Source organism: Streptomyces sp. 1-11 (genome assembly GCF_007176755.1).
Taxonomy (GTDB): domain Bacteria; phylum Actinomycetota; class Actinomycetes; order Streptomycetales; family Streptomycetaceae; genus Streptomyces.
In genome coordinates, this window is sequence record NZ_BJTV01000017.1 from 1 (window position 1) to 18,353 (window position 18,353).

An 18,353-nucleotide genomic window follows, 5' to 3' on the forward strand; every position below is an offset into this window, starting at 1 on the left:
TGAACACCACGAGAGCGGTGCGAGAGGAGGAATAATCCCCTCGCACACAGCGTCCTCGCTGTGTTTTTCAAAGGAACCTCGTCCCGATCGTGATGACCGGAGACGGGGTATCAACATATCTGGCGTTGATTTTTGGCACGCTGTTGAGTTCTCAAGGAACGGACGCTTCCTTTGTACTCACCCTCTCGGGCTTTCCTCCGGGCGCTTCCCTTCGGTGTTCCAAACTCTATCAGTGTTTTTCCGACTCTCGGACCACCCTCCCGCAGACATGCGGAAGCGATCCCGAGAAAAGGATCTGACCAGTTTGGTTGCTGCCGGGCCGCGACACTTTCGCGTCGCACCGCCCCAGGCAGGAGTAAGACAGTACACGGGGTCTCGGATGGCATGCAAATCGGCGGTGTTGGTGGTCTAGACCACTAGCTGGTAGGTTCCGTACGGAACCGTCACTTCCTTTGGCATACGCTGCTGCTCAGCGCGCCGTTCACGGGACAAGCAGTGGCGGCCCTACCTGCAGCTCCACTCCTGGGAGGCTTCCCATGACCACCGTGACGTCCCCTCTCGCCGGACGGGCCATCGGACTGGCAGAAGTGCCGGATCCGGTCTTCTCCGGGGCCATGGTCGGCCCGGGTACCGCGATCGACCCCGTGCGTGAGCCCTCCGAGGCCGTGGCACCGGTGGACGGCGTCATCGTCTCCCTGCACCCGCACGCGTTCGTCGTGGTCGACGCGAATGGGCACGGGGTGCTGACCCACCTCGGCATCGACACCGTTCAGCTCAACGGCGAGGGCTTCGAGCTGCTCGTGAGCAAGGGCGACACCGTGACGCGCGGGCAGAGCATCGTGCGCTGGGACCCGGCCGCCGTGGAGGCGGCGGGCAAGTCCCCCGTGTGCCCGGTCGTGGCGCTCGAAGCGACCGCCGAGTCCCTCTCCGAAGTCCGGGACAGCGGTGACGTGAAGGCCGGCGACAGCCTCTTCTCCTGGAACTGACGGCAGGCCGCCGGCCGGCGGCGTACAGGACGACCATCGCGGCGGCGGCCCCGCCGCACTATCGGAGACGGTGAGATGGACACAACGCTGCGAGGCGTCGGCGTCAGCCACGGTGTGGCGATCGGCGAGGTCCGGCACATGGGGACGGCGGTGCTCGAGCCGCCGGCCAAGCAGATAGCCGCGGGTGAGGCGGCACGCGAGCAGGGCCGGGCCCGACAGGCGGTGGACGCCGTGGCGGCCGATCTGACGGCGCGCGGCAACCTGGCCGGCGGCGAGGCCCAGGCCGTGCTCGAGGCGCAGGCCATGATGGCCCAGGATCCCGAGCTGATGGCGGACGTGGAGCGGCGGATCGCCGTCGGCAGCACGGCGGAGCGTGCCGTGTACGACGCCTTCGCCTCGTACCGCGAGCTGCTGGCCGGTGCCGGGGAGTACCTCGCCGGGCGCGTGGCCGACCTCGATGACGTGCGGAACCGTATCGTCGCCCGGCTGCTCGGCGTACCGATGCCAGGCGTTCCGGACAGCGACCGGCCCTATGTGCTGGTGGCCCGCGATCTGGCGCCCGCGGACACCGCGCTGCTCGACCCCGCCCTCGTGCTGGGCTTCGTCACCGAGGAGGGCGGGCCGACCAGTCACAGCGCCATCCTGGCCCGCGCCCTGGGCGTTCCGGCCGTCGTGGCGCTGCCGGGCGCCGGGGAACTGGCCGAGGGCACAACGGTCGCCGTCGACGGCAGCACCGGTGAGGTCTTCGTGAACCCGAGCGCCGGCAAGAAGGCGCAGATGGAGTCGGCGGCAGCCGAGCGCAAGGCCGCGCTGGCCGCTTCCACCGGTCCGGGCGCCACGGCCGACGGGCACAAGATGCCGCTGCTGGCCAACGTCGGCGGGCCGGCTGACGTGCCGGCCGCTGTGGAGGCGGGGGCCGAGGGTGTCGGTCTGTTCCGCACGGAGTTCCTTTTCCTGGACGACAGCAAGAACGCGCCGTCCGAGGACAAGCAGGTGGAGGCCTACCGGCAGGTGCTGGAGGCGTTTCCCGAGGGCCGTGTGGTCGTGCGGGTGCTGGACGCGGGCGCGGACAAGCCGCTGGAGTTCCTGACTCCCGCGGACGAGCCGAACCCCGCGCTGGGCGTGCGGGGTCTGCGCACGCTCCTCGACCATCCCGACGTGCTGCGCACCCAGCTGACCGCGCTGGCCAGGGCCGCGGAGGGCCTGCCGGTCCACCTCGAGGTCATGGCGCCCATGGTGGCGGACCGTGCGGATGCCAAGGCGTTCGCGGACGCCTGCCGCGAGGCGGGGCTGCGGGCGAAGTTCGGCGCGATGGTGGAGATCCCGTCCGCGGCGCTGCGGGCGCGCTCCATCCTGCAGGAGGTCGAGTTCCTGTCGCTGGGCACCAATGACCTCGCGCAGTACACGTTCGCCGCTGACCGCCAGGTGGGCGCGGTGTCCCGGCTCCAGGACCCGTGGCAGCCGGCGCTGCTCGACCTGGTGGCGCTGTCCGCCGAGGCGGCCAGGGCCGAGGGCAAGAGCTGCGGCGTGTGCGGCGAGGCCGCGTCCGATCCGCTGCTGGCCTGTGTGCTGACCGGTCTGGGTGTCACCTCCCTGTCCATGGGCGCGGCGTCGCTCCCGTACGTACGGGCGACTCTCGCGAAGTACACGCTGGCGCAGTGCGAGCGGGCCGCCGCGGCGGCGCGGGCGGCGGACAGCGCGGCGGAGGCCCGCGGCGCGGCGCAGGCGGTGCTGTCCGGGGAGTAGCCGGGCCCGGTGCACAGCGGTCGGCCGGTTCAGGGGCGTCCCGCCTTCGGGTGGGGCGCCCCTGGCGCGCTCAGTGGCGGTGTTCCGGTGGCGTGTCCTCCTGTCCGAGGTCGGGCGGTGCGCAGTAGTCGACGTCCGGTTCGGGGCTGATGATGTCGCCGGATTCGGCGTCGGTGCAGTAGGCGTCGAAGACCTCGGCGGCGCTCAGCGGCACGAGGGCGCCCGCGCGCAGCCGCCAGCCGTGCACGCGGTCGGCCGTGCCGGCGGAGGTGACGCGCATGACGAGGCCGCCGGCGCGGCCGGTGGCCAGGCCGAGTGCCAGGACGCTGGTGAACTCCATGAGTTCCGCTTCGTCGAGTCCGGCGGCGCCCACGGCGTCCTGGTCGGCGTGCAGTACGGCGACGAGGGTTTCCGCCGGCGCGGAGACGCTGCAGACGAGGTGGCGGTCGCCGGGCGGGGCGGTGTCGAGGATGCGGGCGACGAGGCCGGAGGCGCGGGTGAAGGCGGCGCGGCCGATGTCCTCGCCGCAGGTGGCGCAGGGCCCGAGGCGGGTCAGGAGGGTGGTCGCGTACTCCCAGGTGGCTTGTCGTACGGCTTCGTCGACGAGGTCGGGCAGGAGTGCGGTGAGGGGACGGCCGTCGTAGGGGATGGTGGGGCCGGTGGCCGCCAGTCGTGCGGTGAACCGGGTGCGGCTGGCGGGTGCCTCCGGGTCGAGGCCGGTCTCCGCGCAGAAGACGGCGTAGTCCTCGGGGTCGAAGAGGGCCAGCGTGGTGTGTCCCCCTTGGGCCGCCCGGGTTTTCAGCAGTGATTCCACTTGTTGCAGGTAGGCGGTGTGGTCGTCGAAGACGAAGCTCCGGTAGCGCCGCATGGCGCGGAAGTCGTGCTCGTCGGTGAGCAGGCCGATGGTGCCGGCGATCTCGCGGCGCAGGACGCGTCGCATGGTCCGCTGGTCGGTGTGCGCCATGTTTCCCCCAAGTGCGCGGTCGATCAGTGCTCACTCACAGTAACCAGGGGTACTGACAACGGGCCGTGAGGGGGCGGCCGGCCGGGGGACGGAGGCGCCCGGCCCCGGACCTCGCCGGTGTGCCGGGCGAGTCCGGGGCTGGGCGCGGGGGCGGGTCAGGCGCGCTTGCGGGCCAGTTCCTCGTAGAAGCCCAGCAACGTGAGGTCGTCGATGGAGCCGGGGTTGACGGCCTTCTCGAGGGGGGTGCCCTGGAGGAGGCGCTTGACGGGGACCTCGATGCGCTTGCCGGTGAGCGTGTGCGGGATGCCCGGGACCGCGATGACCTCGTCGGGGACGTGGCGCGGCGAGAGCTGTTCGCGGATGGCCTGCTTGATGCGGCCCAGGAGCGCCTCGTCGAGGACGGCGTCCGGCGCCAGGTGCACGAAGAGCGGCATCCAGTAGCCCCCGTCGGGCTGTTCGATGCCGATGACGAGGGATTCCTTGATCTCGGGCAGCCTCTCGACCACCTCGTAGATGTCGGCCGAGCCCATGCGGACGCCCTGCCGGTTGAGGGTGGAGTCGGAGCGGCCGTGGATGATCACCGATCCGCGTGAGGTGACGGTGATCCAGTCGCCGTGCCGCCAGACGCCCGGGTAGGTGTCGAAGTAGCTGTCGTGGTAGCGGTGGCCGTCGGGGTCGTTCCAGAAGTGGATCGGCATGGACGGCATGGGGTTGGTGACGACCAGCTCGCCCACCTCGTCGACGAGGGGGTCGCCGTTCGGGTCCCAGGACCGCAGGTCGGTGCCGAGGCCGGGCGCCTGGAGTTCGCCGGTGTAGACGGGCAGGGTGGGTACGGCTCCGGCGAAGCAGGAGCAGACGTCCGTGCCGCCGCTGACGGAGGCGATCCACAGGTCGTCGCGTACCTCGTCGTGCAGCCAGCGGAAGCCGTCCGGGGGCAGTGGCGAGCCCGTGGTGGCGACGCACTGGACGCGGGAGAGGTCGAAGTCGCGGGAGGGGTGCACGCCCGCCTTGCGGCAGGCCATGACGTAGGCGGCGGAGGTGCCGAAGAGGGTGGCTCCGGTGCGTTCGGCGACGCGCCACTGGGCCCCGGTGTCCGGGTAGCCGGGGCTGCCGTCGTACAGGACGATCGTCGTGCCCGTGAGCAGGCCGGAGACGAGGAAGTTCCACATCATCCAGCCGGTCGAGGTGTACCAGAAGAAGCGGTCCCCGGGGCCGAGGTCGCAGTGCAGGCCGAGCTGTTTGAGGTGCTCCACCAGGATGCCGCCCTGGGACTGGACGATGGCCTTGGGCAGGCCGGTGGTCCCGGAGGAGTACAGAACCCACAGCGGATGGCCGAAGGGGACCTGTTCGAAGACGGGCTCGGTCTCGGCGGCCGTCAGCGCCGACCACTCCAGGGCGCCCTCGGGCGCCTCGGTGCCGAGGAGCGGGATGTGGACGACGGCGCGCAGGGTGGGCAGTTCCCGGCGCAGTTCGGCGACGGTCTCGCGGCGGTCGTGCTCCTTGCCGCCGTAGCGGTAGCCGTCGACGGTGAACAGGACGACGGGTTCGACCTGCTGGAAGCGGTCGAGGACGCTGCGGGCGCCGAAGTCGGGGGCGCAGGAGGTCCACACGGCGCCCACGGCGGCCGTGGCCAGGAGGGCGGCCACGGCTTCGGGGATGTTCGGGAGGTATCCGCTGACCCGGTCGCCGGGGCGGACGCCGAGGGCACGGAGTTCGGCGGCGAGGGAGCCCACCTGCCGGCGCAGCTCCGCCCAGGTCACCGGGCGCGGTTCGTGGGTCTCGTCGACGTACAGCAGGGCCGGTTCGTCCGGGCGGGCGGCCGCGGCGCGCAGGGCGTGCTCGGCGTAGTTGAGGGTGGCTCCGGGGAACCATTCGGCGCCGGGCATGGTGCGCTCGCCGAGCACGCGCGTGTAGGGGGCCGAGAAGCGGACGTCGAACCACTCGGTGACGGCTTTCCAGAACGTGTCGAGCCGCTCCACGGACCACTGGTGCAGCGCGGGGTAACCACCCTCGGCCGGGGCGCCGTGGTGCTCGGCGGCCCAGGCCTGGAACTCGGTGATGCGGGCCTGGGCGATCCGCTCGGGATCGGGCTGCCAGAGCGGCTGGGGGTTCGCTGTCGACATGGGGGCTCCCGGGCTGTGCGCTTCGTGTGCGTCGGTCCGCGCACGGGCTGGGGTGTGCGCGTGACGCGGCTGACAGGGACGATGCCATGTGATCGACTTCTGCACCAGGGTGGGCCCCACATAGTCCGTGTCGTGAAGATGTGGCCCGGGCACGGGTGAACGGCAGTTGAACGACACGCGCGCGTGGGGCGGTCAATGGCAGGGTGAACAGCATGGACGGTCGTGACCTGGTGCGTTCGGTGAGTGGTGGCGGTTCGGGGCGGGCGGCTCACGGGTTTCGTACCGTGCGGGCGGCGTGGCGCCGGCGGCGGATCGACGCCGCCGGGCTGCCCCCGCGGGGGGCGGAGCGGGCGCGTGTCCCCGGGCTGGTGCAGGGGGCGGAGCCGGGGCCCGGGGGCGGTCTGATCCGGTTCGGCCGGTCCGAGCTGCGGATCACCGTGACGGTCAGCGGGGCCGTGTTCTGGGGCTGGGACGGGGCGGGCCCGGAGCCGTCGTACGCGCTCGCCGGAGCGTGTCCGGAGCCCGATCCGCGGGCCGTGCTGGAGCCGGACAAGGACGGCGGCTGGCGGGTGGTGGCCGAGCGGGTGACGGTCGTCGTCTCGCGGCACGGGGCGCTGGAGGTGTGCACGCCGGGCGGTGTGGTGCTGCGGCGCGAGATGCCGCCGCGGTGGTGGGAGCCGGACGGCGGGGGCGCCGGGCGGTGGCTGCAGCGGTCCGAGGTGGCGGCGGACGCCCGGTTCTTCGGTCTGGGCGGGCGCGCGGCGGGTCCGCGGCTGCGCGACGGCACCTACCGGCTGTGGAACACCGATCCGGGTCGCGCGTTCGGCCCGGGGGACGATCCGCTGCACGTCACGATGCCGGTGCAGATGGTGGTCGCGGACGCGGCGACCCATCTGATGTTCCACGACAACACGTGGGACGGCACGGTGACGCTGCGGGAGGGCGAGGAGGGCGCCGGGTCCGGACACGACCGGGCGGGACGCTGCGAGCTGCGCATGGACGGCGGGCCGCTGCGCTGCTGGGTGATGGTGGGCACGCCCGCGCGCGTGCTGCTCACCTGGGCCGCGCTGACCGGGGCGCCCGCGCTGCCGCCGGCGTGGGCACTCGGCCACCAGCACCTGCGGCGGGGCCCGGGCGGTGAGCAGGAGGTGCGCCGGACCGTCACGGCCCACCAGGAGAGGGATCTGCCGCTGGACGCCGTCCATCTGGACGCCGGGCACCACGACCGGCATCAGGTGTTCACCGTCGACCAGGAGCGGTTCCCCAAGCTGCCGGTGCTCGCCGAGGAACTGCGCAGGGACGGGATCCGGCTGGTGTCGGCCGTCGGCCCGGCGGTGAAGGCCGTGCCGGGCGGCGCCGTGTACGACAGCGGTTCGGCGCTGGACGCGTTCGTGCGCGACGGTGCGGGGCGGACGGTCCGGGGCGAGGTGCGGGCCGGCGAGTCGGTCTTCCCGGACTTCACGCACGCACGCGTGCGCAAGTGGTGGGGCGGCCTGTACGAGGAGCGGCTGGGGCAGGGCTTCGCGGGGTTCTGGCACGACATGGACGAGCCCACGTCGTTCAGCACCTTCGGCGAGACGACGCTGCCGCGCTCGGCCCGGCACGCCGTCGAGGGGCGTGGCGGCGACCATCGCGAGGCGCACAACGTGTACGCCCTGTGCATGGCCAGGGCGGGCTACGAGGGGCTGCGCGAGCTGTCGCCGCAGGAGCGGCCGTTCCTGTTCTCCCGGTCCGGCTGGGCGGGCATGCAGCGCTACGGCGGCGCCTGGTCCGGGGAGGTGGCACCGGGCTGGCCGGGGCTGCGGGCCGCGCTGTCGCTGGTGCTGGGGATGGGGCTGTGCGGGGTGCCCTACTCGGGTCCGGACGTGGGCGGCCCCGACGGCGGTCCTTCGCCCGAGCTGTATCTGCGCCGGCTCCAGCTCGGTGCGTACCTGCCGTTGTTCCGGACGCACGCCGGGCCGCCGGCGGGGGGCGGGGAGCCGTGGGAGTCCGCTGCCGAGGTGCTGCGGCACGCGCGCGGGGCGCTGCTGGAGCGCCGGCGTCTGCTGCCGTACTTCGTGACGCTGGCGTACCTGGCGCGGCGCACCGGCGCGCCCTATGTGCGGCCGTTGTGGTGGGGAGCGCCCGAGGACCGCGCGCTGCGCGACTGCGAGGACGCGTTCCTGCTCGGGGACCATCTGCTGGTGGCGCCGGTCCTCGGCCCCGGCGGCGAGGGGCGTGCGGTGCGGCTGCCGCGGGGCCGCTGGTACGACATGGTGACGGAGGAGGCGTTCGAGGGCCCGGGGCGGGTCCGGCTGGACACGCCGCTGTCGCGGATACCGGTGCTCGCGCGCGCGGGAGCGGTCGTTCCCGTGCGGGGTGCGGACGGCGCGCTCGAACTGGAGGTGTGGGCGCCGGTCCAGGGGCGGACCGGGGGCGGGCTCGTCGTCCAGGACGCGGGCGACGGCTGGGCCGAGCCGGAGATCGAGCGTTATACGGCCCGCCGGCAGGGCCGGCGGGTGGTGGTGACCCGGGAGCGGGAGGACGGGGCGGCCGAGCCGCCGCACCGGGTGCGCGTACGGGGGCTCGGCTGAGCGGGCGGCTTCAGATGTAGCGGCCCTCGAAGAAGCCCCGTACGGCCAGGGTGTGCAGCGGGAAGGCGAGTTCCTCGGGTCTGCGCAGGAGGTGCCAGCCCTCGGTCTCGTCGGTGGGGCTGGAGGCCGGGAGCCCCTCGGCCGGGCGTTCGGGCAGGAGACCGAAGAGCAGCAGGTGCCCGTCGGGTGAGCTCATGGCGTCGACGAGGCGCACGTCTCGGGCGGCGGCGTCGATGCCCGTCTCCTCCTTCAGCTCGCGCACGACGGCCTGTTTCCAGTCCTCCCGGTCGTCGACGTAGCCCCCGGGCAGTGCCGTTCCGCCGCGCGCGGGGGCGACGGTCCGGGTGATGACGACCAGGGCGGTGCCCGTGGTGTCGTAGACGGGCTGGAGCGCGACGGCGACCGGGAGCGGGTTGCGGTAGGCGGCGGTGCCGCAGGCGGGGCAGGTGCGCGGCCAGCCCGTGACGCCCTCTCCGTAAGCCGCTCCGCAGCTCGAACAGTGGGAACCAGGCGCGGAGTTGGCGCTTGAAAGCTGATTTTCGGACACGCGCGGACTTTATCCGATCACAGGAGGGGCTTCTTCCGGCACCGGCGGACAGAAAGCCGGGCTGCGCCGGGAGGGTCCGGCCGGTGCGTCGCAGCCGCGGCCGCGACGGCGCTTTCCCACGCTCCGTGATCAGCCGGGAATGCTGTGTGAACGTCTCATGAACTGGGCCTGGGCGTGTTCCGGCGGCGTCATCATGCTCCCGTGCACTCCTGGTCGGATACTCTCCGCTTCGCCTTCCAGCCGGTGGTCAATCTGCGGACCGGCGCGGTCACCGCACTGGAGGTGCTCGCCCGCCCGGAGACCGGCGACGTCCTGGCCGAGGCCCGCCGTGATCCCGAACTCGACGGCCGGCTGGCCGTGCTGGCGTTCTGCGCGGCGGCGCGCAAGGAGACGCTGCTGCCGCTGCACCTCAACGTGTTCGCGGCCACCCTCGCCGACCTCGGCGGCCTCGCCCCGCTGTACGACGTCGTCCGCGGCGCGGGCCGGATGCCCTGGGAGGTGACCCTCGACGTCGTGCCGCCCTGCACCCACGTGCCGCACCGGGCGCTGCTCGATGCGGTCGGCGCGCTGCGTGAGCAGGGGTTCCGGATCAGCGCGGACGGCATCGGGGACGGGGACGTGCCCCTGCGGCTGCTGACCGACCTCTCCCCCGACCTGGTCAAGCTCGACGCCTCGCTGCTGGCCAGGCCGGCCGCGGTGCGGGCGATGCGGACGCTGTGCGAGCAACTGGGCGCCCTGGTGGCGGTGGAGGGCGTGGAGACCGAACTGCAGTGCGCGGCGGCGCTGTCGGCCGGTGCGCAACTGGCCCAGGGTGAGCTGTTCGCGCCGCCGGCCCGCATACCGGCGGCCGACGTGTACGTACCGCCCCGCTCCCCCGGGGCCCTGACGCAGCCCCGGCCGGGGCCGCCGGTGCGGGAGTTCGTGCGGCCCGCCGCCGTTCTGCCGGTGACCGCCTCGGCGGGGCAGGTGCGGGCGCTGCTGACCGGTTCGCCCGAGGTCTCCGGGGTGCTGCTGGTGGACCAGGCCGGGGTGCCCGTGCGTTCGGTGCACCGCTCGCGCTTCCTGCTGTCGATGTCCGGGCGTTACGGGCACGCCCTGTACGCGGACCGGCCCGCGCACAGGCTGGGCGACGCTCCGCGCGCGGTCGGCGTGGACGCCACCGCCTGGGAGGTGCTGGACGTGGTGGCGGTCGGCGGCAGCGACCGCACCTCGGACGACGTGGCGGTCGTCGACCGCCGTGGCCGGTGCGTGGGGGTGGTGCGGCTCGCGGATCTCGTGCGGGCACTGGCCGAGACCCGGGTGGAGGAGGCGGCGGGCCTGAACCCGCTGACCCGGCTGCCCGGTTCGGACGCGATCACGGGTGAGGTGGACCGGCGGATCGCCGAGGGGCGGGCGTTCGCGCTGAGCTGGCTGGACATCGACCACTTCAAGCAGGTCAACGACGGCGCCGGGTTCGCGGCGGGCGACGAGCTGATCCGCTCGGTGGGCCGGGCGCTGCAGGAGGCCGCCGCGGGGCACGCGCGCGTGGGTCACATCGGCGGGGACGACTTCCTGGTCCTGGCCGAGGAGGAGGTGCTGGAACCGCTGGCCGCCTCGGTGCTCGACGCTCACTGGTCGGCGGGCGGCCGCCCGGTGACGCTGTCCCTGTCGACCGTGGTGTGCCGGCCCGGGAGCGTGTTCGACCACCGGCAGGCCGCCGCCCATCTCGCGCCGGTGAAGAAGGCCGCGAAGGCCCTTTCCGGAACGAGCTGGGTGCTCGCGCGCGCGGGGCTGCCGGGTCAGGAGATCCGGCGCGGCCATGGGGCGGAACCGGCCCGGGCGGGCTGTGCGACGGCCGGGCCCCTCGGGTGAACCGCCGCGCCCCACGGGACCGTTCGGGCGCCCGTCCGCGGGAGGCGGGCCACCGGGGTCCGGGTCCGGGAGACCGCCGCCATCGTTGCCGTCGGCGACCTTGACGGCCTCCCGGCGCCGGTGAACACTTCCCGGTGTCAGCCGACATCGCCGTACATCCACGGCGTATTCAGGCACTGCGCCGCGGGCCTTTTCCCTGTTCACCGGCCTGCCCCTGGAGGCGATACGGCTGCGACGGCACGCTCGTCACGGACGCCGGGCGGGGCGCGGGGCCCTCCCTGTCTTCGGCTGAAGTCGCCAGAGGAACCGTTCCTGCACGGAGAGCCGGGGCCGTGTGCCCCAGGCCGGCGTCAAGGGAGCCGCCATGAGCAACGGAGACATATTCGTCGGCGAAGTCATCGGCACCGCGATCCTCATCCTCTTCGGCGCGGGCGTCTGCGCCGCCGTCACCCTCAGGTACTCCAAGGCGCGCGCCTCCGGGTGGGTGGTCATCGCGTTCGGCTGGGGGTTCGGCGTGCTCGCCGGCGCCTACACCGCCGCTCCTCTCTCCGGCGGACAGCTCAACCCCGCGGTCACCGTCGGCATCGCGGTGGACACCGGCAAGTGGGGCCAGGTCTGGGTCTACCTGCTGGGCCAGATGGTCGGCGCGATGCTCGGCGCTGTCCTCGCGTACCTCGTGTACCTCGCGCAGTTCCAGGCCAACGTCCGCAAGGAGGGCACGACCGAGGGGACCGCCGGCGAACCGGTGCCGACCCTCGGCGTCTTCTCGACCATCCCGGAGATCAGGAACCCGGTCGCCAACCTGATCACCGAGATCATCGCGACGATGTCGCTCGTGCTGCCCGTCCTCGCCTTCGGGCTCACCAAGGGGCTCGGGGAGTCCGGCACGACGGTGCTGATCGTCTCGCTGCTCGTCGTCGGCATCGGGCTCTCCCTCGGCGGCCCCACCGGATACGCCATCAATCCCGCCCGCGACCTCGGCCCGCGCATCGTGCACACCTTCCTGCCGATCCCGAACAAGGGCTCCAGCGACTGGGGTTACTCCTGGATCCCGGTCGTCGGGCCGCTGATCGGCGGCGCGCTCGCCGGTCTCGTCTACAACATCGCCTTCTGACCCGCGACCCCACCGCGCGGACCCGGCCGCAAGGGCCCGGTGCGGCGGCCCGCCCCAGCGACCCGACCCAGCGACCCAGGGACAGCCATGACGGACAACGCCGAGAAGTACGTCGCCGCCATCGACCAGGGCACCACGTCCAGCCGCTGCATCATCTTCGACCACGGCGGCTCGATCGTCGCCGTGGACCAGCGCGAGCACCGCCAGATCTTCCCCAGGCCGGGCTGGGTGGAGCACGACGCCACCGAGATCTGGTCGAAGGTGCAGGCCGTGGTCGCCGGGGCGCTGGCCAAGGCCGGGCTGCGCGCCGACCGGCTCAGCGCGCTCGGCATCACCAACCAGCGGGAGACCACGGTCCTGTGGGACCGGGCCACGGGCAAGCCCGTGCACAACGCGATCGTGTGGCAGGACACCCGGACCGCGGCCCTGTGCCGCGAACTGGGCGGCAGCGACGGACAGGACCGCTTCCGGGAAGCCACCGGGCTGCCGCTGGCCAGCTACTTCTCCGGGCCGAAGGCGGCCTGGCTGCTCGACCACGTGCCGGGCCTCAGGGAGCGGGCCGACCGCGGCGAGATCGCCTTCGGCACCATCGACTCGTGGCTGATCTGGAACCTCACCGGCGGCCCCGACGGCGGCCGGCACGTCACCGACGTCACGAACGCCGGCCGGACCATGCTGATGAACCTGGACACCCTCCAGTGGGACCCCGCCATCCTCTCCGCGATGAACGTGCCCGAAGCGGTCCTGCCGGAGATCCGGTCGTCCGCCGAGGTGTACGGCACGGCGGTCGGACCGCTCGCCGGGGTGCCCGTCGCCTCGGCGCTCGGCGACCAGCAGGCGGCCGTCTTCGGACAGGCCTGCTACGACGTCGGCACCGCCAAGAACACCTACGGCACGGGCAGCTTCCTGCTCCTCAACACCGGCGACCGGCCGGTGCCGTCCAAGAACGGCCTGCTGACGACGATGGGCTACAAGATCGGCGATGAGGCGCCGGTGTACTGCCTGGAGGGTTCCATCGCGATCACGGGCGCGCTGGTGCAGTGGTTCCGCGACCAGCTCGGCATCATCCGCAGCGCGGACGAGATCGAGACTCTGGCGGCGAGCGTCGAGGACAACGGGGGCGCCTACATCGTGCCCGCCTTCTCCGGGCTGTTCGCGCCCTACTGGCGCTCCGACGCGCGCGGGGTCGTCACCGGGCTGACCCGCTACGTCACCAAGGCCCACCTCGCGCGCGCGGTGCTGGAGGCGACGAGCTGGCAGACGCGCGAGGTCGTGGACGCCATGTACCAGGACTCCGGGGTGCGGATCACGACCCTGAAGGTCGACGGCGGCATGACGAGCAACAACCTGCTCATGCAGCACCAGGCCGACGTGCTCGGGGTGCCGGTGATCCGGCCGCGGGTCTCCGAGACCACCTGCCTCGGGGCCGCCTACGCGGCCGGTCTCGCCACAGGTGTGTGGAACGGCCTCGACGAGCTGAAGTCGCACTGGCAGCGGGACGCCGAGTGGACACCGGCGATGGCGGCGGAGGCGCGCGAGCGCGAGTACCGCAACTGGCGCAGGGCGGTGGAGAAGAGCTTCGGCTGGCTCGAGGAGGACGACGTGTAGGGCGAGGACGGCCGGCACGCGCGCGTGCGAGGCTCACGCCTCACGCGCGCGCCGGGCGTCCGCGGGGACCACGGTCCGTACCCCTGTCGGCGGGGGTACGGGCCGTGCTGTGGGCCGCAGGGGGTGTCAGGTGCAGAGGGGCCGCGACGGTCGGGGGTCGGGTGGCGAGGGGCCCGCGACGGCCGGAGGTCAGGTGGCGAGGGCGCGGCGGCGGTCGGCGGCGTGGGCCATCGCGTGCTGGACGACGCGGATGAGCACCTCCTTGACCGACTCCCGGTCGCGGGCGTCGCACAGCACGACCGGCACCCCTTCGTCGAGGTCGAGGGCCTGCCGCACGGCGTCGGCGGGGTAGCGGGCGGCGCCCTCGAAGCAGTTGACGCCCACGACGAACGGGATCGAGCGGCGCTCGAAGTAGTCGACGGCGGCGAAGCAGTCCTCCAGGCGGCGCGTGTCCGCGAGGACCACGGCACCGAGCGCGCCCTCGGACAGCTCGTCCCACATGAACCAGAACCGTTCCTGTCCGGGGGTCCCGAACAGGTAGAGCACGAGGTCCTCGCGCAGGGTGATGCGGCCGAAGTCCATGGCCACCGTGGTGGTGTGCTTCCCCTCGACGCCGCTCGTGTCGTCTACCGGACGCCCGGCCTCGGTGAGCAGCTCCTCGGTGCGCAGCGGCCTGATCTCGCTGACCGCGCCGACCAGCGTCGTCTTGCCCACGCCGAAGCCGCCGGCCACCAGGATCTTGAGCGTGACGGGCTCGACCGGGGGCTTGCCGCGTTCAGAACGCCCGAAGATCATCCGTCTCTTCTCCCGCTTGATCGTGTTCGGGTGACGGCCGGCCGTAGCCGCCGCCACCGGGGGTTTCGACGACGAGAACGTCGCCCGGACCCACGTCCGCCGAGCCGCTCCCGCCGAGATCGGTGACCGTTCCGTCGGCCCGCTCCACCCGGTTGGCGCCGAGCGCGCCGGGTTCGCCGCCGGCCATGCCGTAGGGCGGCACGCGGCGGTGCTGGGAGAGCGTGGAGACGGTCATGGGTTCGAGGAAGCGGATCCGGCGCACCGCGCCGTCGCCGCCGCGCCGGCGTCCCGCGCCGCCGCTGCCCCGCCGTACGGTGAACTCCTCGAGCCGGACGGGGAGCCGCCACTCCAGCACTTCCGGGTCGGTGAGGCGCGAGTTGGTCATGTGGGTCTGCACGGCGTCGGCGCCGGGGAAGCCGTCGCCGGCGCCGGAACCGGAGGCGACGGTCTCGTAGTACTGGTGGCGTTCGTTGCCGAAGGTGACGTTGTTCATGGTCCCGGAGCCCTCGGCCTGCACGCCGAGCGCGGCGTAGAGGGCGCCGGTGACGGCCTGGGAGGTCTCCACGTTGCCCGCGACGACGGCGGCGGGGGGCTCGGGGGCGAGCATCGAGCCGGGCGGCACGACGATCTCCAGCGGGCGCAGACAGCCGTCGTTGAGCGGGATGTCGTCGTCGACCAGGGTGCGGAAGACGTAGAGGACGGCCGCGTCGACCACCGAGGACGGGGCGTTGAAGTTGGTGGCGAGCTGGGCCGAGGTGCCGGTGAAGTCGATGGTCGCGCGCCGCTCGGCGCGGTCGACGCGGACACGGACGCGGATGACGGCGCCGGAGTCCGTCTCGTAGGCGTACTCCCCGTCGTCGAGGGCGTCGACGACCCGGCGGACCGCCTCCTCCGCGTTGTCCTGGACGTGCCGCATGTAGGCCTGGACGACGTCGAGGCCGAACTCCTCGATCATGCGCCGGACCTCGTCGACGCCCTTGCGGTTGGCGGCGATCTGCGCGCGCAGGTCGGCGAGGTTGGTGCGGACGTTGCGGGAGGGGTGGGGGGCCTCGGTGAGCAGGCGGCGGGTCTCCTCCTCGCGGAAGCGGCCGCGCTGGACGAGCAGCCAGTTGTCGAAGAGGACGCCTTCCTCGTCGATGGTCCGGCTGTGGGCGGGCATCGAGCCGGGCGCGATGCCGCCGATCTCGGCGTGGTGGCCGCGGGAGGCGACGTGGAAGAGGATCTCCGGATCACTCTCCGTCGCTGTCGCGTCGTCGGTGCCGAAGACCGGGGTGATCACGGTGACGTCGGGCAGGTGGGTGCCGCCGTGGTACGGATCGTTGACGGCGTAGCTGTCGCCGGGGCGCATGGAGGCGCCGCGGCGGCGGATGACCTCCTTGACGCTGGTGCCCATGGAGCCCAGGTGGACGGGGATGTGGGGCGCGTTGGCCACCAGGTTGCCGTGCGGGTCGAACAGGGCGCAGGAGAAGTCCAGCCGCTCCTTGATGTTGACGGACTGGGCGGTGGACTCGAGCCGGGCGCCCATCTGCTCGGCGATCGACATGAAGAGGTTGTTGAAGACCTCGAGCAGAACGGGGTCCACTTCCGTGTCGGCGTCGGAACTCTCCGTGACCGCCGCGCGTTCCATGACCAGATGCCCGTCGTCCGCGGCCGCGGCCCGCCAGCCGTCGTCGACGACGGTCGTCGCGCCGGGCTCGGTGATGATCGCGGGCCCGGTGACGGTCTCGCCGGGGGGAAGGGCCTCCCGGCGGTGGAGGGGTACGTCGTGCCAGGCGCCGCCGGTGTGCAGGCGGACGGTGCGCGGGGCGGCGCGGTGGCCCGCGTAAGGAGCGAGGGCGGAGAGGTCGGGGGGTGCGGTGATGCCGGTGGCTTCGACGGAGAGCGCTTCGACGACGACCGGGCGGTCGAGGGTGAAGGAGTACGTGGCGCGATGACGTTCTTCGAAGGCGTGCCGCATGGTGCCGGGCTCGGTCAGCTCGACGGTGAGGGTGGTGTCGGTGCCGTCGTAGCGGAGCTGCGCGCGCCGGGTGACCTCGACGCGGTCCTCCGGGACGTCCTCGGCCCGCAGTTCGGCGCGGGCGGCGCGCTCCAGGTCGTCGGCCGTCTCGCGGACGCCGGGCATCGAGGCGGCCTCCAGCGGCGCCTCGACGGACTGTTCGCGCATGGCCGTGGTGTCGGCGAGGCCGATGCCGAGCGCGGAGAGCACGCCGGCCATGGGCGGTACGAGGACGGTGCGGATGCCCAGCGAGTCGGCGACCCGGCACGCGTGCTGGCCGCCGGCTCCGCCGAAGGTGGTCAGGGCGTAGCGGGTGACGTCGTGGCCCTTCTGGACGGAGATCCGCTTGACGGCGTTGGCGATGTCGGCGACGGCGATCCGCAGGTAGCCCTCGGCCACCTGCTCCGGCGTGCGGTCGTCGCCGGTCCGCTCGCGGATCTCGTCCGCGAGGGCGGTGAAGCGGTCGCGGACGACGGCGGCGTCGAGGGGCTGGTCGCCGCCGGGGCCGAACACCGCCGGGAAGTGGGCGGCCGGGATGCGGCCGAGCATCACGTTGGCGTCGGTCACGGTGAGCGGGCCGCCGGCGCGGTAGCAGGCGGGTCCGGGGCTGGCGCCGGCCGAGTCGGGGCCGACGCGGTAGCGGGAGCCGTCGAAGTGGAGCACGGAGCCGCCGCCGGCGGCGACGGTGTGGATGTCCAGCATCGGGGCGCGCAGCCGGACGCCGGCGATCTGACTGGTGAAGACGCGTTCGTAGGCGCCGGCGAAGTGCGAGACGTCGGTGGAGGTGCCGCCCATGTCGAAGCCGATGACGCGGTCGAAGCCGGCCCGCTGCGACATGCGGGCCATGCCCACGATGCCGCCGGCCGGCCCGGACAGCACGGCGTCCTTGCCGCGGAACTGTCCGGCCTCGGTGAGTCCGCCGTTGGACTGCATGAACATCAGCCGCACCCCGCGCAGTTCTCCGGCGACGTGCCGTACGTAGCGGCGGAGCACCGGGGACAGGTAGGCGTCGACGACGGCGGTGTCACCGCGCGGGACGAGCTTCATCAGCGGGCTGGTCTCGCTGGACAGCGAGATCTGCGGGAATCCGGTGCGGGCGGCGAGGTCGCCGACGGCGCGTTCGTGGGCGGGGTGCAGGTGGCTGTGCAGGCAGACGACGGCGACCGCGCGGATCCCGTCGTCGTACGCCTGGCGGAGCGCTCCCGCGAGCGCTTCGAGGTCCGGGGCGCGCAGCACGGTCCCGTCGGCGGCGATCCGTTCGTCCACCTCGACGACCCGCTCGTACAGCGGCCCGGGGAGCCGGATGTGGCGGGCGAAGATGGCGGGGCGGTTCTGGTAGGCGATGCGCAGGGCGTCGCGGAAACCCCGGGTGATCACCAGCAGGGTCCGCTCGCCCTTGCGTTCCAGGAGTGCGTTGGTGGCGACCGTGGTGCCCATGCGCACGGCGTCGACGGGCTCCCGGGAGCCGCGCAGCAGTTCCGGGACGCCCGCGACCGCCGCGTCGGCGTACCGTTCCGGGTTGTCGGACAGCAGCTTGTGGGTGAGCAGCCGGCCGTCCGGGCGACGCGCGACGATGTCGGTGAAGGTGCCGCCTCGGTCGACCCAGAACTGCCAGCCTGTCACGTCGTCACTCCGCTTCCGCGCCGGTCACAGCGCCCGGAGGCCGTTGATCACGTCGCGCAGAATACTCTCGTCCGGCAGCTCGGCCGGGGGGACCGGGCGTGTCACGTGGACGAGTTCCGCGTGCACGAGGTCCCCGATCAGGACGCGCACGACACCGATGGGCAGATCGAGTTCCGCGGCGAGTTCGGCGACGGACTGCGGCGCCTCGGCGCACAGCCCGACGATCTCCACGTGCTCCGGGGCGAGCGTCGGGTCGGCCTCACGGTCCTGGGCGTCCGGCTCGGTGACGACCACCGCGATCAGATCGAGGCGGTGCTGGCCCGCGCTGGTGGTGCGGCCGCGCGTCATGGCGTACGGACGGACGACCGGCCCGGCCTCGTCGTCGAACCAGTGGCTGCTTCCCTGACCGTCTCCGCTCATGTCATCC

The 18,353-nt window shown here is 72.9% G+C and carries 12 protein-coding genes; 6 read left to right on the forward strand and 6 right to left on the reverse strand.

Annotated elements, in window-relative coordinates:
• The first annotated feature begins 536 nt into the window (after positions 1–536).
• Both TNCT1_RS29045 and ptsP read left to right on the forward strand, forming a co-directional pair.
• Positions 537–986 (forward strand): PTS glucose transporter subunit IIA, encoded by a 450-nt coding sequence (locus TNCT1_RS29045; RefSeq protein WP_143637959.1) that lies wholly within the window; start codon positions 537–539, stop codon positions 984–986.
• 75 nt (positions 987–1,061) lie between these two features.
• Positions 1,062–2,732: a phosphoenolpyruvate--protein phosphotransferase gene (ptsP, locus tag TNCT1_RS29050; RefSeq protein ID WP_143637961.1), complete on the forward strand. Its 1,671-nt coding sequence runs from the start codon at positions 1,062–1,064 to the stop codon at positions 2,730–2,732.
• A gap of 70 nt (positions 2,733–2,802) precedes the next feature.
• On the opposite strand, the gene TNCT1_RS29055 is transcribed toward ptsP, so the two are convergent.
• Together TNCT1_RS29055 and TNCT1_RS29060 are read right to left on the reverse strand one after the other, a co-directional pair.
• Positions 2,803–3,696: a hypothetical protein gene (locus TNCT1_RS29055; protein WP_143637963.1), complete on the reverse strand. Its 894-nt coding sequence runs from the start codon at positions 3,694–3,696 to the stop codon at positions 2,803–2,805.
• A gap of 155 nt (positions 3,697–3,851) precedes the next feature.
• Positions 3,852–5,819 carry an acetoacetate--CoA ligase gene (locus TNCT1_RS29060; protein WP_143637965.1) on the reverse strand — a complete coding sequence of 656 codons (1,968 nt, stop codon included), beginning with the start codon at positions 5,817–5,819 and terminating at the stop codon, positions 3,852–3,854.
• A gap of 212 nt (positions 5,820–6,031) precedes the next feature.
• On the opposite strand from TNCT1_RS29060, the gene TNCT1_RS29065 reads away from it, so the two are divergent.
• Positions 6,032–8,392: a glycoside hydrolase family 31 protein gene (locus tag TNCT1_RS29065; RefSeq protein ID WP_143637968.1), complete on the forward strand. Its 2,361-nt coding sequence runs from the start codon at positions 6,032–6,034 to the stop codon at positions 8,390–8,392.
• A 10-nt stretch (positions 8,393–8,402) separates the two neighbouring features.
• On the opposite strand, the gene TNCT1_RS29070 is transcribed toward TNCT1_RS29065, so the two are convergent.
• Positions 8,403–8,939: an NUDIX domain-containing protein gene (locus TNCT1_RS29070; RefSeq protein ID WP_143637971.1), complete on the reverse strand. Its 537-nt coding sequence runs from the start codon at positions 8,937–8,939 to the stop codon at positions 8,403–8,405.
• A 201-nt stretch (positions 8,940–9,140) separates the two neighbouring features.
• Here TNCT1_RS29070 and TNCT1_RS29075 point away from each other — a divergent pair, with 201 nt between their 5' ends.
• The 3 genes from TNCT1_RS29075 (at position 9,141) to glpK (ending at position 13,512) form a co-directional block, all read left to right on the forward strand.
• Complete coding sequence (locus TNCT1_RS29075; RefSeq protein WP_143637974.1) at positions 9,141–10,790, forward strand: GGDEF domain-containing protein; 1,650 nt, start codon at positions 9,141–9,143, stop codon at positions 10,788–10,790.
• 364 nt (positions 10,791–11,154) lie between these two features.
• Positions 11,155–11,904 carry an MIP/aquaporin family protein gene (locus tag TNCT1_RS29080; RefSeq protein WP_143637977.1) on the forward strand — a complete coding sequence of 250 codons (750 nt, stop codon included), beginning with the start codon at positions 11,155–11,157 and terminating at the stop codon, positions 11,902–11,904.
• 87 nt (positions 11,905–11,991) lie between these two features.
• On the forward strand, positions 11,992–13,512 hold the full coding sequence (glpK, locus tag TNCT1_RS29085; RefSeq protein WP_143637981.1) for a glycerol kinase GlpK: 1,521 nt from the start codon (positions 11,992–11,994) through the stop codon (positions 13,510–13,512).
• Positions 13,513–13,701: 189 nt separating this feature from the next.
• Here the strand turns inward: glpK and TNCT1_RS29090 are convergent, their stop codons facing one another.
• The 3 genes from TNCT1_RS29090 to TNCT1_RS29100 are packed head-to-tail and all read right to left on the reverse strand — an operon-like array spanning position 13,702 to position 18,346.
• Positions 13,702–14,307 (reverse strand): ATP/GTP-binding protein, encoded by a 606-nt coding sequence (locus TNCT1_RS29090; protein WP_143637983.1) that lies wholly within the window; start codon positions 14,305–14,307, stop codon positions 13,702–13,704.
• Positions 14,288–17,926, reverse strand: coding sequence for a hydantoinase B/oxoprolinase family protein (locus tag TNCT1_RS29095; protein ID WP_143637986.1), 3,639 nt, complete (start codon positions 17,924–17,926; stop codon positions 14,288–14,290). The genes TNCT1_RS29090 and TNCT1_RS29095 overlap by 20 nt, the downstream gene beginning before the upstream one ends.
• A 24-nt stretch (positions 17,927–17,950) precedes the next feature.
• Positions 17,951–18,346 (reverse strand): DUF742 domain-containing protein, encoded by a 396-nt coding sequence (locus TNCT1_RS29100; RefSeq protein ID WP_143637988.1) that lies wholly within the window; start codon positions 18,344–18,346, stop codon positions 17,951–17,953.
• Between the last annotated feature and the right edge of the window lie 7 nt (positions 18,347–18,353).

Excerpts from the sequence above, each read along its gene's own strand:
- TNCT1_RS29100 (WP_143637988.1), bottom strand. The coding sequence starts at position 18,346 with ATGAGCGGAGACGGTCAGGGAAGCAGCCACTGGTTCGACGACGAGGCC.
- TNCT1_RS29045 (WP_143637959.1), top strand. The coding sequence starts at position 537 with ATGACCACCGTGACGTCCCCTCTCGCCGGACGGGCCATCGGACTGGCA.
- TNCT1_RS29080 (WP_143637977.1), top strand. The coding sequence starts at position 11,155 with ATGAGCAACGGAGACATATTCGTCGGCGAAGTCATCGGCACCGCGATC.
- TNCT1_RS29060 (WP_143637965.1), bottom strand. The coding sequence starts at position 5,819 with ATGTCGACAGCGAACCCCCAGCCGCTCTGGCAGCCCGATCCCGAGCGG.
- TNCT1_RS29090 (WP_143637983.1), bottom strand. The coding sequence starts at position 14,307 with ATGATCTTCGGGCGTTCTGAACGCGGCAAGCCCCCGGTCGAGCCCGTC.
- TNCT1_RS29065 (WP_143637968.1), top strand. The coding sequence starts at position 6,032 with ATGGACGGTCGTGACCTGGTGCGTTCGGTGAGTGGTGGCGGTTCGGGG.
- ptsP (WP_143637961.1), top strand. The coding sequence starts at position 1,062 with ATGGACACAACGCTGCGAGGCGTCGGCGTCAGCCACGGTGTGGCGATC.
- TNCT1_RS29055 (WP_143637963.1), bottom strand. The coding sequence starts at position 3,696 with ATGGCGCACACCGACCAGCGGACCATGCGACGCGTCCTGCGCCGCGAG.
- glpK (WP_143637981.1), top strand. The coding sequence starts at position 11,992 with ATGACGGACAACGCCGAGAAGTACGTCGCCGCCATCGACCAGGGCACC.